The sequence below is a fragment of the Aequorivita marina genome, from assembly GCF_031631895.2.
Lineage (GTDB): Bacteria > Bacteroidota > Bacteroidia > Flavobacteriales > Flavobacteriaceae > Aequorivita > Aequorivita marina.
This window is the reverse complement of record NZ_JAVMBW020000006.1, coordinates 104073-120680: the sequence shown is the minus strand read 5'-3', so window position 1 is coordinate 120680 and position 16608 is coordinate 104073. Positions and strand designations below refer to the sequence as shown.

The 16608-nt window shown below is 38.7% G+C and carries 11 protein-coding genes; 4 read left to right on the top strand and 7 right to left on the bottom strand.

Translation table 11 applies throughout. From position 1 onward, the window contains the following. Window positions 1-215: 215 nt before the first annotated feature. Window positions 216-1271: an endonuclease/exonuclease/phosphatase family protein gene (locus tag QPK98_RS09420; RefSeq protein ID WP_310993004.1), complete on the bottom strand. Its 1056-nt coding sequence runs from the start codon at window positions 1269-1271 to the stop codon at window positions 216-218. A gap of 122 nt (window positions 1272-1393) precedes the next feature. Here QPK98_RS09420 and QPK98_RS09415 point away from each other — a divergent pair, with 122 nt between their 5' ends. Further along, entirely contained in the window at window positions 1394-4153 is a 2760-nt protein-coding gene (locus QPK98_RS09415) for a carboxypeptidase-like regulatory domain-containing protein (protein WP_310993003.1), read from the top strand. A gap of 28 nt (window positions 4154-4181) precedes the next feature. Next, on the top strand, window positions 4182-5576 hold the full coding sequence (locus QPK98_RS09410; protein ID WP_310993001.1) for a DUF5689 domain-containing protein: 1395 nt from the start codon (window positions 4182-4184) through the stop codon (window positions 5574-5576). Window positions 5577-5676: 100 nt separating this feature from the next. Here QPK98_RS09410 and QPK98_RS09405 read toward each other — a convergent pair whose 3' ends face one another. The 3 genes from QPK98_RS09405 to QPK98_RS09395 all read right to left on the bottom strand — a co-directional run bounded on the left by QPK98_RS09405 (window position 5677) and on the right by QPK98_RS09395 (window position 10648). Further along, entirely contained in the window at window positions 5677-7566 is a 1890-nt protein-coding gene (locus QPK98_RS09405; RefSeq protein WP_310992999.1) for an OmpA family protein, read from the bottom strand. A gap of 23 nt (window positions 7567-7589) precedes the next feature. After that, entirely contained in the window at window positions 7590-8507 is a 918-nt protein-coding gene (locus tag QPK98_RS09400) for a PorP/SprF family type IX secretion system membrane protein (protein WP_310992998.1), read from the bottom strand. Window positions 8508-8632: 125 nt separating this feature from the next. Next, on the bottom strand, window positions 8633-10648 hold the full coding sequence (locus tag QPK98_RS09395) for a T9SS type B sorting domain-containing protein (RefSeq protein WP_310992997.1): 2016 nt from the start codon (window positions 10646-10648) through the stop codon (window positions 8633-8635). 355 nt (window positions 10649-11003) lie between these two features. On the opposite strand from QPK98_RS09395, the gene hflX reads away from it, so the two are divergent. Further along, on the top strand, window positions 11004-12215 hold the full coding sequence (hflX, locus tag QPK98_RS09390) for a GTPase HflX (RefSeq protein ID WP_310992996.1): 1212 nt from the start codon (window positions 11004-11006) through the stop codon (window positions 12213-12215). A gap of 46 nt (window positions 12216-12261) precedes the next feature. Here hflX and QPK98_RS09385 read toward each other — a convergent pair whose 3' ends face one another. From QPK98_RS09385 to pyrH, 3 genes are all read right to left on the bottom strand, one after another. Then, entirely contained in the window at window positions 12262-13527 is a 1266-nt protein-coding gene (locus QPK98_RS09385) for a DUF5686 family C-terminal domain-containing protein (RefSeq protein WP_310992995.1), read from the bottom strand. 86 nt (window positions 13528-13613) lie between these two features. Further along, window positions 13614-14168 (bottom strand): ribosome recycling factor, encoded by a 555-nt coding sequence (gene frr / locus QPK98_RS09380; protein WP_310992994.1) that lies wholly within the window; start codon window positions 14166-14168, stop codon window positions 13614-13616. Window positions 14169-14291: 123 nt separating this feature from the next. Then, a complete protein-coding gene (pyrH, locus tag QPK98_RS09375) occupies window positions 14292-14999 on the bottom strand; it encodes a UMP kinase (protein ID WP_310992993.1) in 708 nt (235 codons plus the stop codon). Between the two features lie 184 nt (window positions 15000-15183). Between pyrH and QPK98_RS09370 the strand changes: the two genes are divergently transcribed. Beyond that, window positions 15184-16581, top strand: coding sequence for a T9SS type A sorting domain-containing protein (locus QPK98_RS09370; RefSeq protein WP_310992992.1), 1398 nt, complete (start codon window positions 15184-15186; stop codon window positions 16579-16581). The last annotated feature ends 27 nt before the right edge of the window (window positions 16582-16608 follow it).

Here is a 16608-nt window from a genome sequence, read left to right as displayed (position 1 = left end):
TAGGAACTCGCCTTTAAATCCATTGCTTTGATGATTATCTTTGCTGGCTCAAACAGCCTAAAATTTTACGGGAACTTCACTTCAAATTTTACGATAAATTTTCGATAGGCCAAAAAACAGGAATTCTGAATTACAGCCCCTAAGCTTCATATTATCTCTAAAGCCCCATTAAACAAAGGCTTTCAATGGTTTCCTTGTGAACGTTTAGGACGCTATTATTCTGAAACCTTTTCTTTTATTAAATATACATATACTGGAAAATGGTCGCTATAGCCGCCGGTATATCCATTGACGAAGCTTCGGAAAGGATATCCCTTATATTTCCCACGCGGTGTCTTTAAATAGTTCTTGTTGAAAATTCCGGCTTTGTAAAATTGGTAGGTTGTATAGTCCTTTTTATTAAATGCGGTTGATAGTATAATCTGGTCAAATAGATTCCAGGCATCGCGATACGCTAACGAGCCCATGCCTTTTTTATACATGTTCTCCATTGGATTGTACAATTGTTTCAGCTTTAGGCTCTCCTTTCTCCTTATTGTTTTTAGTTCTTTCTTGATGCTTGGGCTGGTAGGGTCGTCATTCATATCGCCCATAGTTATTATTTTTGCATATGGATTTTCGCTAAATAGGGAGTCGATTATCCGTCTGTTTAGTTTTGCCGCTTTAAGTCTTTTTGGTCTGCTTCGTTTTTCGCCGCCATAACGGGAAGGCCAATGGTTCACGATAAGGTGTATTTTCTCCCCGTCAAGCATACCGCTTACTACAAGTTGATCTCGTGTGTAAATTCGTTTTGACTTGTCATGATCCTGGTATATAAGGAGTTCATGCGCTTGGTAGTTGGTTGGGGTAAATAACTTTTTTTGATAGAGTAATGCTACGTCAATTCCGCGGCGGTCTGGGCTGTCAAAATGCACAATACCATAATCTTGCTTTACGAGTACAGGTTCATTTACAAGATCTTCAAGTACACGACGGTTTTCTACTTCGCAAACACCAATCAAGCCTGGGGGACTGCCCGTAACATCAAATCCGATATCTGCAATCACTTTGGCGGTGTTCTTCACTTTTGCTTCATAAATGGTTTTGGTCCAGCGGTCTTTTCCTTCAGGAGTACGATCATCATCAAAAGTAAGCGGATCATCTTCGTAATCAAATAGATTTTCAACATTATAAAACGCAACAGTAACTATTTTATACGACTGCCCATTCTGCCCATATATTGTAAATATGGAAAGGAGGAAAGCGCCTAAAATATGAAGAAGAGAATTCATGTTTGGTTTTGTAAATAAAGGTAAATGTAATGTATTTAGCTGAAAATTAGCTTAATAGGTTAAAATAATGTAGATTTACCAATAAATTAATAATAAAGTAATGTATAAAACCACAAAAACAAATGAAACGTGCTGTTGTTGTAATATATGTTATTTTGTTAGTTGGGTTTCCAGCCTATGCTCAAGATGCTATTATATCGGGCAAGGTATATGACAAGCATTCAATTGAACCATTACCAGATGTTGTCGTCAGCATCAAAAACAGTAATTTCACTTCCAGCACCGATGCTTATGGTGCCTTCTCCTTTTTTCAACAAGACTTACCACAGGGAGAACAGATTCTAAAAATTTCGAAGACGGGGTATATTAGCTTACAAATACCTGTTACTATTCAGAATGAGGCTCCAATTAACTTAAAGTCCATCCTGATGGAAGTAGATCTGCAAGAAGTTGAATCATTAATTGGAGTTATCAGTCTTTCCGATGAACAGCTAGACAACGATGAGGGCACGTCTAGTACCGTGGCAGGTTTGCTTCAGGCTTCTAAAGATGTGTTTCTTACTGCAGCCGCCTATGATTTTAGCACTACTTTTTTTAGACCAAGAGGCTATAATTCCGAAAATGGAAAAGTGCTTATCAACGGATTGGAAATGAACAAACTATACAACGGTAGGCCGCTATGGAGTAATTGGGGTGGACTTAACGATGCGCAGCGCAATCAGATGTTTACCATGGGGCTTTCGGCCAATGACTACAGTTTTGGGGATCTTGCCGGAACAACAAATATTATTATGCGTGCCTCTCAATATCGTGAAGGTGGTCGAGTTTCATACGCTTCTAGTAATAGAAGTTACCGCGGTAGGCTTGTTGGTTTTTATAATAGCGGGATGTCTTTAGGCGGTTGGGCGTATTCCGTATTGGTGGCAAGGCGTTATGGTAAAGAGGGGTATAAAGAAGGCAGTCTGTATGACGCCAATTCGTTTTTTGCTTCGGTAGAACGAAAGTTTAACGATACCCATAGTTTAAACCTTACTGCTTTTTATACGCCAAATCGGAGGGGGAAAGTTTCCCCTAACACGCAGGAAGTGTACGACCTTAAAAATACGCGCTATAATTCATACTGGGGGAAACAAGAAGGGGAAATTCGCAATTCAAGGATTAAGCAAGTACAAGAGCCAATAGTAATGCTTAATCATTTTTGGAATATTTCAAAAAATACAGAGCTCAACACCAATTTGGCGTATCAGTTTGGAAAGACTGGCAACAGCCGTTTAGGCTATGATAATGCCCCCAATCCAGATCCTAGCTATTACAAAAAACTGCCCAGTTACTTTTTGAGGAATTCCATTAATCCGAATTATGAGGGCGCGTACCAAGCCTATTCCACTTTTGTGAACGATGGGCAAATAGATTGGCATGCGCTTTATGAAACCAATATTTTATACGGCGGTACTTCGCGCTATTATTTATATGAAGACAGAAATGACGATACAAAAATTTCAGCAAACTCTATTTTACGGTCGCAGCTAAACGAAAATATTTTATTGAATACTTCATTTAATTATCGAAATTTAAAGTCTTCCAATTTCGCCTATATGATTGATTTGCTGGGCGGAAACGGTTATTTAGACATTGACTCTTTCAATGCCGGTGATGCTGCTCAAAACGATTTAAACAACCCCGATAGAGTGGTTGGGGAAGGTGATACCTTTAAATATCATTTTGATATTGATGCTACAGACTATAGTGGATTTGTACAAGCGCAGTTTTCTTACGCAACAACAGATTTCTATTTGGCGGGTAAGCTGGGAAAGACTTCCTATCAAAGAAATGGATTGTATAGAAATGGTTCGTATCCAGCAGATAATAATTCCTTCGGTAAAAGTGAAAAACTGGATTTTACAACCTACGGTGTAAAGGCTGGCGCTACTTATAAAATTTCCGGACGGCATATTCTAGATATTAATACCGCCTATTTTACAGATCCCCCAAGTCTGCGAAATTCTTTTTCAAATTCGCGCCAAAACAATGCCACTGTAATTGGCTTATCTGAAGAGAAATACATTAATATGGATGGAAGCTACATCTTCCGAACCCCAATAGTGAAGGCTAGATTAACCGGTTATTATACCTTAATGCAAGATGCTTCTGAGATTTCGTTTTATTATGCAGACGGAATTTCGGTTCCTGGGCGCTCGGCCTCAACGGCTTTTGTTCAAGAAGTGCTTACTGATATTGATAAAAAATACCTAGGCGCAGAATTAGGGGTTGAAGCTCAGGTAACGCCCGCCATAAAATTGAAAGCAGCGGCTGCTTACGGTGAAAACATCTATGACAATAACCCGAATTTGTACCTAACCTCTGATGATTTGGACGAACCTCAGTTCTATGGTAAATCATTTCTTAAAGATTATAATATTTCGGGTGGTCCGCAACAAGCATTTCAACTTGGGTTTGAATATCGCGATCCAGGTTTTTGGTGGTTTGGAACCACTGCAAACTATTTTTCTCATGCGTATGTGAGTATTTCACCCCTAACCCGAACAGAGAATTTTTATTTAGATACAGATGGTATGCCGTTTAATGATTACAACCCGCAATTGGCTAGAGAACTGCTAAAACAGGAACGTTTTGACGACTATCTATTGGTAAATGTTGTGGGTGGAAAGTCATGGAGAATCAAAGGCTATTACGTTGGTTTTTTTGCTACGGTCGGTAATATTTTGGACAAAAAGTATAAAACAGGCGGCTTTGAACAGGGGAGAAACGCTAATTATCGAACACTTTCAGAAGACGCTGCAAATGATACTCGCGTGTTTGGTTCAAAATACTGGTACGGTTACGGAACCACATATTATATAAACCTATACGTCCGATTTTAACTGAAGAAGAACTTTTAAAGCTATAGCTATGAAGCATATAAGTAACATAAAACTTACTGGCTTTTTATTTTTTATAGGAATCCTAATTGTTTCGTGTGTTCACGATGACGATTATGCTATTCCTGAAATAAATGTTGAGGAGCCAAATATTGACGTAAATACGAACCTGGTTGCAGTAAAGGATATTTATCGCGGCTATGAGCCTAAAATTATTGAAGCCGGAGATGGATCTAATAGGCCCTTGTACTTAGAGGCTTATGTAGTCTCTAATGACGAAACGGGTAATTTCTACAAATCTTTGGTTATTCAAGATGCTCCCCAGAACCCAACTGCTGGTGTGGCTCTTTCCACTGAGGCTACCAATCTTTATACTAAATATGAACCAGGCCGTAAAATTTATTTTAGGGTTGATGGACTTTATATAGGCGAATATGCTGGCCTCCCTACAATTGGGATACAAGATGGTGATGAAGTTGGACGTATCAATATTGAAGATTTTGAATCTCGAATTTTCCGTTCTACTGAAAAAGTAGAGATTGTTCCGAGCACGGTTGAGATATCTGAAGTTAACGACCCCGATACAAATCCTGAACTTTTAAATACCCTCATTAAACTGGAAAATGTTCAATTTCCTGATGGTTTGGCAGGAGTTGCACATTATGGAAACCCAAGCAATACCTATAGTGTAAATAGGCAGTTGGAAAACTGTGAAGCGGAAACCATAATGTTAAGAACAAGCGGATATTCTGATTATAAAGGTTTGTTACTTCCGGAAGGCAATGGTTCTTTAATTGCGGTATTGAGTAGGTTTAATAACGATATGCAGTTGTTTATACGTGATATTGATGATGTTGAAATGAATGGAGAACGCTGTAATCAAGGTGGGACGGGATCTATTCTTGAGTTGCCTTTTTTACAGGATTTTGAAGGTCATAATTCGGGTACTGACATTCCGGTTGATATTGAAGGCTGGACCAACGTTAATGTAAATGGTGGAGCTACGGTATATGAAGTGTTGGAATTTAATTTAAACAATTATGCGCAAGTAACGGCGCGAAGCTCTGGTGAAAACCCTTGCGAAGTTTGGATGGTTACTCCAGGGTTGATTTTGCCGGCTAATTCTGCTCCAATATTAACTTTTGATACCAATGATGGGTATTACAATGGCGATGGCTTAATGCTTAAATTAACTACAAACTTTACGGGTGATGTTACTACTACAGACTGGACTAGTTTGAATGCCATTATTTCAACAGGCCATACCGATGGATATGGACCCGAATTTACATTTTCAGGGCCGATTAATCTGTCGGCTTATGTTGGAGAAACAGTTCATATCGCCTTTCAATATTTAGGATCTTCTAGCGGTGGCACCAACACGACGTACCAAATAGATAATATTTCGGTTGTTGATAATCCTTGAGAACAACATTGAATTAAAAAAACCTTCGCAATAATCGATTTCTCGAATCTGCGAAGGTTTTCGGTTGGTTATTTAATTGAAACCGTTAAGAAGTTTATCTCTACTTCTTCACCACAATAAAGTCTGAACGTCTGTTTTTATGGTGCTGTTCTCTGGTGCAATTTGGAGCACAATCAATGGCTGGTCTGCTTTCGCCGAAACCTTCTCCACTAATTCTGTCTTTTGCAATTCCTTTAGACAGTACATACTGTACAGTACTTTTAGCACGTCTATTAGATAGATCCATGTTGTAAGCGTCAGAGCCACGGTTATCTGTATGACCTTCTACTTTGATTACCATATCTGGATTTTTCTCCATTAGTTGTACTAATTTATCTAATTCAAAAGCTGCTTGTGGCTTGATGTTGTGTTTGTCAAAGTCAAATAAGATAGGGTTTAATTTTACCATATCATCTTCAACAATTTCATCAATTGGACGAAGTGCTATACGTACGTTCACCTCACTCTCATCGGTTGAAGGAACGGTTTCCGAATTGCTTTCATAGCCGTCCATAAATGCTTGCACCACATGATTTTGGCTACCATCTATGGCTAACATGGTTTTTCCTTCTGTATCTGTATCTTGCGATTTTAGCTTATTCTCACGATCGTCGTATAAAGCTACACGGGCCCCTGATAACGGTTGATTGGTGTTTGCATCTACAACCAAAACATTAAGCTCCACAGCGTCTGTTTTTCCAATCAAGTAAATATCATCAGATCCTTTTCCGCCTAACCTGTCAGAAGAAACATAACCTATTTTAGTTTCTGGGTTGTAGATAAAGGCAAAATCATCTGCGCTACTATTGGCGCCTATACCCAGGTTTTCAGGTTTTGCAAATGCATCGTTTTCTGCTTTAGCTGAATAAACGTCTAAACCGCCAATGCCCAAGTGTCCATCACTACTAAAATATAGGGTACCGTCAGAATCTACAAATGGAAAACCTTCGTTCCCTTCCGTGTTAATGGTGTTGCCTAAGTTTTCAGGCACTCCAAAGGTACCGTCTTCTTTTATTTCTACCTTATACAAGTCTGCATTTCCAATGCCTCCTGGACGGTTGCTTGAGTAGTATAGCGTCTTTCCGTCTGGGCTAAGCGCTGGGTGGCTGTTGGAATATTCCTTATCGTTAAAAGGTACAGGTTGGATGTTGCTCCAAGTACCATTTACATTTTCGGCGTAGTATATATTTAGTTGGTTTATACCTTGCGAGTTTTTCTTGTATTTTCCACCGTAGTAATCGTTTCGGTCAAAATACATTCGCTTTCCATCTGCAGTTATAGCCACAGAACTTTCATGGTATTTTGTGTTTACATCTCCTTTTAGAAGCTTCGCATTTTTTACCTCGCCATTGGCAGAAACGGTACCTTTATAAATCTCTAAATAGGGTTCTTCGTTCCACCCGTAAACTTTTCCGGTAATATTTCTTGCTGAGCTAAAATAGAAATCGTTTCCTACAACAGTTCCGCCGAAATCAGAATACTTTGAATTTAAATCCTTAAGATTGGTTACAAAATATTTCTGAGCATCCCGATCCATAATTTTAGGAAGGTAGTTTGGGTTTTCCATAAATGCCACAGCACGAGAATCGTCAGGAACCATTTTAGAAAACAATCTCATAAATTTGTTGTATTCCTCAAACTTGCCATTGGCTTTTAAGGTTTGAGCATAATTATAAACGGTTTCAGAGGTAATACCTTCGTCATTTATGGCCTTTACATAATATTTTTCGGCATTCTTGGTGTCGTTTACAAAATAGTAGCTATTCGCTAAACGCACATATACATAGGTAGTTTTTTCACCCTCATCTAAGAGTTTTTTATAAGCCTCTGTAGCTTCAGTATATTGAAGGCGATCATATTTTTGATCGGCTTTTTTTGTATTACGATTTTGGGCAGTTACCATAGAGGTACTAACTGCTATCAGTAATAGTATTGTATAAATCTTGTTCATATTATATGAAGTTTTTTTTGTTATTAGAAGAATCTTGGCGAACGTAATACTCTTGGTTTAAAGTATAGATCAAAGGCAAAGTACACTTCGTGAGAAGTTCGTGCAATTGCTGAGAGTCCTCCAGAAACATGATCATAAGCATAACCAACTTTAATGTTGTCGGTTAGCTGAAAGCCAATTAGGCCGCTAAATGTTTGCTCAAGTCTGTAAGATACTCCTAGTTCAAAAGTGTTGTAAAATAGAGCATTCACGTTCATGTCGTACGAAGTTGGTGCGCCACCAGCTCCTTTTGCCATAATAGAAGGCTTTATTCTTAGGTTCTTATTGATATCAAAAATATAACCAGCTGTGGCAAAATAATGGTTTACCTCAGAGCCGTACTTGATACCGTTTTCGTCTAAATGAACCGATTTGAGCATGTTAGGAACCGATATACCTACATAAAAGGCGTTGCCATATAAAAAAGCACCAGCACCAACATTAGGGTAGGTATTGTTTATATCTTCAGAAAGGAACGGGTCATTCGGATCTTGTAGTTCCAAGCCTGAGAGTCCCACCTTATGGAATGTTGCTCCTGCCTTAAGCCCCAACGCAAGTTTTATGGTATTACTTACGGGCACAGTATATGAGAAATCTGCATAAACATTGGTCTCTTGTACTGGTCCCACTTCATCTCTAATGGCTGAGACACCAACACCTACTCTATCACTAATGGGTGAATGTGCCGCGAAAGCGAAACTAATAGGATGGCCATCAAAACTTGACCATTGATCTCTGTAGAGTGCGGTAAAGGAAAGGCTTTCCTTTGATCCTGCATAGGCGGGATTTACCACATTCATATTGTACATGTATTGTGTGTATTGAGGGTCTTGCTGAGCCTGAGCGTCTTGAAATAGCAATACTGCCATCAATACTATTAAGCTATATATATGTTTTTTCATCTGTAGAAAATATTTTATAAAATGGAAGATGGAATGCCCAAAAAATTCATCTTGTTTTTATTTTGAGTTGTGTTAATGGGCATTTCATATTTATCTATTTTGATAGTTAGAAAGAAGTTTTGCGTCTAGTTTGCTTTCCGGTTTAGGTAAATCCAGCCGGTAGTTCGTCCTCCATAAACAGCATCTACTTCTTTAAGATCAATAACATAGAAATAGGTTCCCGTTGGGAGCTCGTTGTCTCTATTGGTTTGGCCATTCCATTGGTTGCTATAATTGCGTTGGTCAAAAACCAAAGTTCCATATCTGTTGTAGATTTTAAGCTTAACGATTCCACTTCGGTCGTTTAACCAGCTAAGTTCTAAAGAATCATTATACCCATCGCCGTTTGGTGAAATTCCTTGGGTGATAACACAATTTGTAAGATCGTATAGACTTACATCTACTGAATCTGTACCTGTACATCCGCCAGACGAAATTACAACAGAATACGTTTGGGCTCCCATTGTTCCTTCACCTATCATAATGTCTACCGTACTATTGGTTTCACCAGGTAAAAGGTCACCATTTAGATACCATTGATACGTAGCATCGCTTTCTCTGGTTTTGGCAGTTAGTGTATGCCCTTCTTTTGGACAAGTCTGGAAATCATCATCAACAGTAACAACAAGGTCATCTTGAGCTAGAATTTCTATCTCGTCACTGGTAGCGCAACCGGCCACATCAACATCTACACTATAAATTCCATAATCTGTGGCAGTGAGTGTTGAGCCCGACGCTTCTACGATTACCTCACCATTTAGACTCCATACATAAGTAGCATCTTCAGGGTTGTAATTTGAAGGAGCAGCGTCAAGAATTTCAGGTTCTGCAAAACATGTTTCAATGTCAGCTCCCAAATCAACTTGGGGTAATTCGTTAAAAATAACAACTACGGAATCGGTAACAGTAACATCGCCAATAGTAACATCTACTGAATACGTGTCAGATGTAGTTACGGTTATACTTTGGGTAGTTTCGCCTGTGCTCCATAAGAATGTGGCTTCAGCTGGGTTACCATCTGTAATTTCTGCCGTAATTTCATAACTTGGTACATCACAGAATTCTTGGTCTTCTCCAAGATCTACCGTAAAGGAGTCTGGTTTTGTAACTGTAATATCATCGGTTTCAGTTACCACATCGCCATTACAGTTGGTGTAGATAGCTTGAGCTGTATAAACGGTTGTGGCTTCAGTTGGGCAAACATTAATAGTTCGCTCGTCACTGATAAAAGTACCATCAGCATCTAACCATGAAAAATCTACATTAGAATCACCATCTGGTGTAAAGCGCCAAGCTTCGTTTGAGGCACTCCAGTTTCCGGTGTTTCTTCCTGGAGGCGTGAAGCCTTCGGTACCACCTTCGTTTTGGATACCTACAACAGCGTTTCCGTCATTCCAAGTACATTGGTCTGATCTTTCTTCTATATATACTTCTACCACATTGGTGGTTTCGTAAATAACTACTTGCGATGTTAAGGAAAGGTCGTTACAACTATAATATGGTACCCCTGGAAAGTTAACTACCATAGTTCGGCATGGTGCTTCCCCAAAAACAGTCCAATTTATATTGCCAGAACCTGATATTGATGGATCTACATCCATAAAGGGTCCAAAGATTGCTGCTGAAAATAACCCTGGATCTGGAACAGATTCGTCAAACGACCAAGTGCAATACCCTCCAGGAGTGTTATTCGCTAAATCGAAGGAAATTACTGCGTTCGAGCCAATTACCATTTCGGTATAGGTTTCACCAAAAAAGCAAAAGTCAAACGGTAAGTCAATTGCATCAGACCATACATCGTCTGTGTTTACTGACACCGGTGTACCCCCTGTAGAAGGGAAGGGTGGGTCGAAAGGGATGGAAGAAACCGCATAACTAGTGGTTTCTCCAGTTTCCAGATAACTCGCGGTTATATCTGTACAAAGTTCGCCTGGTTCTAGTTCAATATCCTCCCCAGCAAATACGTTAGGACATCCAGGTCCTTGCGCAAATGCAGAAAATGATAATAAGAAAAAACTAAAAATCGCGAGAGCTTGCGTTCTCAAGTTGGCTTTAAAAAATTGAAGACAACTCTGTAAATAGAGAGGTAATTTTTTATTCATAAAGTTTTTTTTGTAGTGAATGTAAATTTTTGTGCATTAACTATTATTTAACACGAAAATAGTCAATTTTTATGAAAAATAAGAACCTCAGCGCTTAATTAATTTATTGAGTTATAAAAAGACGACAAGTCTTCTGCTCTTGGTGATACTTATAAAATGCTATAATTATTAATTTTTGTATTCTAATTCTTTTGATGATAAGGCCTAGATGCAATGTTTTAATGAAAAACGATGTTAATTGCTTCCAAAGTACAGAAAATCCTTTCCTTGTGTTTTGTACATTTGCAGTTGTGCGGCTTTTGTGCTACCTTATAGTATTAAGATTTAACCAAGGCGCTAAACCTAATGAGAATATATGATTGAACAAACAAACATTTCTTATGAAAATACAGTGTTAATCGGGCTGATTACACAATATGAAGATGAGGAAAAATCAACGGAGTATTTAGACGAATTGGAGTTCTTGGCCTATACGGCTGGGGGTGAGGTCTTAAAGCGATTTACCCAAAAAATGGATGTGCCAAACCCTAAAACTTTTATAGGAACGGGAAAATTGGACGAAGTTAAAGATTATGTGAAGGAACACGAGGTTGGCGTTGCCATTTTTGATGATGAACTTTCTCCTGCACAACAAAAAAATATTGAAAAAATCCTTCAATGCAAAATAATAGATAGAACCAACTTGATTCTTGACATTTTTGCGCAACGTGCCCAAACCAGTTATGCCCGTACGCAAGTAGAATTGGCGCAGTATGAATATCTATTGCCTAGACTGGCCGGTATGTGGACGCACTTGGAACGCCAGCGCGGTGGAATTGGAATGCGTGGTCCTGGTGAGCGTGAAATTGAAACCGATAGACGGATTGTTCGCGATAGAATCTCATTGCTAAAAGATAAATTGAAGAAAATAGACCGCCAAATGGAAGTGCAAAGGGGTAACCGCGGCGCTTTGGTACGTGTGGCACTGGTGGGTTATACAAACGTGGGGAAATCTACCGTGATGAATGCGGTTAGTAAAAGTGAGGTTTTTGCCGAAAATAAGCTTTTTGCTACCTTAGATACCACCGTTCGGAAAGTTGTATTGCGGAACTTGCCTTTCCTTTTAACCGATACCGTTGGTTTTATTAGAAAGCTGCCTACATCTTTGGTTGAATCTTTTAAAAGTACGTTAGATGAAGTTCGCGAAGCCGATTTATTGCTGCATGTGGTTGATATTAGCCACCCTTCATTTGAAGACCATATTAATTCTGTCAATAAAACCTTAGAAGAAATTGATTGCGTAGACAAGCCAATGGTAATGGTTTTTAATAAAATTGACGCCTATCATCCCGAAAAAATTGATGCCGATGATCTAATAACCGAAAAGACTGAAGCTCATAACACTTTAGAGGAATGGAAACAAACCTGGATGGCAAAGTCAAACGGTGACGCTATATTTATTTCGGCATTAAACAAGGAAAATTTTGATGAATTCAGAAAAGTGCTATATGAAAAAGTGAAAGAAATACATATTACGCGTTTTCCATATAATAACTTCCTGTACGATGATTACAGCCAAGAGGAGTAATTGCAAATGTTAGTTTTAAGGAAGGAAGCAAACTGAGGTTTTACAACTAGATTTTCAAGTTAAAAGTAAACTTGAACGAAATATTATCTTCAAACTTTGGCAAGTGGTAATATCCATAACGATAGGCGGCACTGAGGCCAAAGCCTAATACAATTTTGTTTATTTCCAGACCGCTTTCGCTGTATAGCTGATCTAAGGTATTAAAAGGAATCCCAAAATGACGGTCTGTATTGGCCATATCTCCCCAAGCATGTCGCGTAACAAAAACAAGTTCGGGTTTCCAGTTTTCTGATAGTTTAAATCTTCGTAAACTGTGTTTAATTTGAAGGCTTGTTAATTTATCTGAAAAAAATTCGCCAAAATACATGGTTTCAAAACTATGTACGCCAGCTACCGAAAAGCGATCGCTTATCTTCGCCTTATTAGGTTGGTTGGGGTAGGAGTGAAATAGATGCGTTAGAGGCACATCGCCTGTTGCCAAGGAGCCTTCCAGCAAAATACTGGTTGAGGAAAGATTTGTGCGCTTTATAAAATAATCAAGCTTTAAGGTGAATTTGGTATAGTTGAAATCGCTGTTGGCAATGCCTTTAAGCCCTTGCGTTACTTGTGCACTTATTTTTGGGAAGCCGTCAAAATATTCTTTGGTGCCATCTTCGTTCGTGAAAAAATTTGTTTTTGGGCTTATTCTGAAAGAGAGGGTGGCTTCGGCCAGGCTATAGTCTCTAAAAGGCACGCCATCATTTATAAAATAATAGCTTTCAACATTTTCAATTTGGCTGTGAGCTATGCGAAATTCTGAAAGTATTTTAGGCGAAAGCTCACTGGCAATATTGGCATTCCACTTTTTGTATTTATAAAACTGGGTAATATTAACTAGTCTTGGTTCAAAAAGAGAATACACGCGGGCATCGGTAAGATAGTCAGACGTTCCTATTTCCTTAATGTCGTCTGCATAATAAAGGCTTATCCAGGCTTTTTTTTCCTTATTTACACGTGCGCTTCCGCCCAGACTGTATTTTAACGCACGGTCTTTAAAGCCGTAAGCTACATAACCTCCAAATTTATATTTTTCAAATAGCTTATCATTTGTTAGGCCGCCTATTCCAATTCTAAAACCTTCGTAGTTGTTGTATTTAATTAAGGTTTTAAGATCAACGTCAAAAAAGGCTATGGGAAAGTAACCTGTGGAAAGAGGATGCTCTAATTTCTGCTCGATTGTTGAAATTGTGTCCTTTCCTGTTTTTATTGCAGGAACTTGTGCATAGATCAAAAACCCATTAAAAAATAAAAAGAGGAAGCAGAGTTTTTGCATAGAATTGAAAAGGCTGACGTTATTGACTTTAAAATATAATAAAGCGGTATTTGAACCGCTTTATTATATTGCGAATTACGTCTGGGTTAAACCGTCATAATCTCCTTGTCTTTTTGAGCCAATATTGCATCAATCTTCTTGATATGTTGGTCTGTAATTTCCTGAATATCGTTTTCTAGGCTTTTTTGAAGATCTTCTGAAACATCTAAGTCTTTGAGTTCGTTATTTGCGTTTTTACGATCGTTTCGAACGCCAATTTTAGCTTCTTCAGCGGCAGCTTTTGCCTGTTTTGATAGCTCTCTCCTTCGTTCCTCGGTTAATGGCGGAACATTAATAATTACGCTTTCGCCATTGTTCATAGGGTTAAAGCCTAAATTTGCAAGGTGAATACCGCGCTCAATTTCAGGAATCAATGATTTTTCCCAAGGTTGGATGGAAATGGTCATGCCGTCGGGTGTGTTTACATTGGCAACTCGACTCAATGGGGTTGGGCTGCCGTAATAATCTACCATAACACTACCAACCATAGAAGGTGATGCTTTTCCGGCACGAATGTTTGCCAGTTGTTTTTCAAGGTGTTTTATGGCATTTGCCATAGCTTCTTTTGTGCTGTCAATTAAGAAATCTATTTCTTCTTCCATAGTAATTAAAATTCAACCCTTTTATTGCACTTCTACTTTGCTTGTTAACTGTGCCAAGGGATGATGGGTTAAATATAACAATATTACAAATAAAACAAAATATTCGTCAACTTGAGCTTGGTCTTACAAATTTACTTTTGTTCCAATTTTTTCTCCGGAAACAACTTTTAATAAGTTTCCTTGGGTATTCATATCAAAAACAATAATTGGAAGCTCGTTTTCCTGGCTTAAAGTAAACGCAGTTGTGTCCATTACTTTAAGGCCTTTTTGTAGTACGTCTTCAAAACTGATAAAATCAAATTTTGTAGCAAGGTTATCTTTTTCAGGATCGCTGGTGTAAATGCCATCTACGCGAGTACCTTTTAAGATAACATCCGCCTGAATTTCAATGGCTCGTAAAACGGCTGCAGAATCGGTAGTAAAGTAGGGGTTGCCCGTGCCACCGCCAAAAATAACCACCCGTCCTTTTTCTAAATGGCGTATTGCTTTTCTTTTTATAAAAGGTTCGGCAACTTCATTGATGTTAATTGCGCTTTGCAATCGGGTAGGCACGTCTTCATTTTCTAAGGCACTTTGCAGCGCCAAGCCGTTAATGACCGTTGCGAGCATACCCATGTGGTCGCCCTGAACGCGGTCCATTCCGCTACTTGCTCCTGCTAAACCTCTAAAAATGTTTCCGCCGCCTATAACAATGGCTACTTCTACTCCCTTTAGGGTTATTTGTTTTATTTCTTGTGCGTATTCCTTAATACGAAGTGGATCAATTCCATATTGTTGATTACCCATTAAGGCTTCGCCGGAAAGTTTTAAAAGAATTCTTTTGTATTGCATAATTGAGATTTGCTGGCTCAAAAATAACTAAAATATTTGATGCGCTAAGGATAATCAATAAAAGTAGTTTGTGCTAAATTCTTTAAAAGAACTTGAATTTTTCACGCTTTTTTTGATGACATGCTTTATAGGGCTGCGATGTTAATATAAGAAACACACAATAAATCCTTAAAACCTTATAATTATGAAATCACAACTATTTTATGTACTGTTACTATTTTCAACCGTGACCTTGGCTCAAAATAAAGAAAGTAAATTGCCGCCAACCCCGGTTTCGTTTCATCCTATCACTATGGATATAACAACTTGTATTTCAGATGAACAAAGGCAGGCGGTATTACAAGATATTAAAGCTAACAGACAGATAATTCTTGATAATAATCCAGATGCTTTTCAGCAACGAACCACTACACATCCACTATTTACCTTGCCGCTTCGGCCAAAAGATGGCTTTGAAGACTATGGGTACTATTCTTTGTTTAATCAAGTAGATCACGACCCGGTTGCAAACGGTAATTTGCTGGATTACAACTGTGGTGAACGCACCTACGACTGGGTTTCGGGTAATCACGGTGGTACTGATTATGTGGTATGGCCCTATCCATGGAAGAAAATGGACGACGATGTAATGGAGGTTATCGCTGCAGCTCCTGGGGTAATTATTCAAAAAGAAGATGGCAATTTTGATAGAAACTGTACCAACAATGGAAATCCGAACTGGAATGGAATTATTCTAGAACATGCCGATGGTTCACAAACTTGGTATTGGCATTTTAAAAGTGGAGCGATTACCAATAAAAATGTAGGCGATTCCGTGGCCCAAGGCGAATATTTAGGTGGCGCGGGAAGTTCTGGAAGTAGTGATATTCCCCATTTACATTTTGAGGTGTTTGATGCTAATGGCGATAGAATAGACCCTTACGCAGGCCCTTGCAACAGTATGAATACTGAAACCTGGTGGGCAGAACAACCGGATTATTTTATTCCAGAGATATTAACGCTCTCTACTCACAATTCAGACAATTTTGATACCGATTGCGGAATTACCGAGAACACGTACGAAGAGCTTAATTTTCTGCCAAATGAAACAATACGTTTCCGAATTTTCTATCGCGATTTACAAACCGATGCCAGAACACATATTACGGTTACCAAACCGGACGATAGCATTCTTTATGATTATAATTTTGACTCTACCTGGCCAGATTACACGGCAGCTTGGGCCGAATGGAACTTTCCGGTTGAGAGTTCGTGGATGGACGGCGTTTATACTATCACGGCCGAATTTGGGGGGAATACTTATGAAACTATTTTTGGGGTAAATACAAATCTTGGCCTTGAGGATTTACAACAGGCCGAAATAAAATTATACCCAAACCCTACAAATAACAGGATAAGCCTTGATGCTCCTTTTCAAATTGATGCCGTCCAGATTTATGACCTTATGGGAAGGAAGGTTATAGACGTAACACCTTTAGCTGAAAAATCCGAAATGGATCTAAGCCATTTAACTCTTGGAATTTATATGGCCGTAATTTCTTTCGAAGGAAAACAACTGGTAAAAAAGATTGTAAAGGAGTGATAGGAGTGATGTCGGAAAACGTAGAAC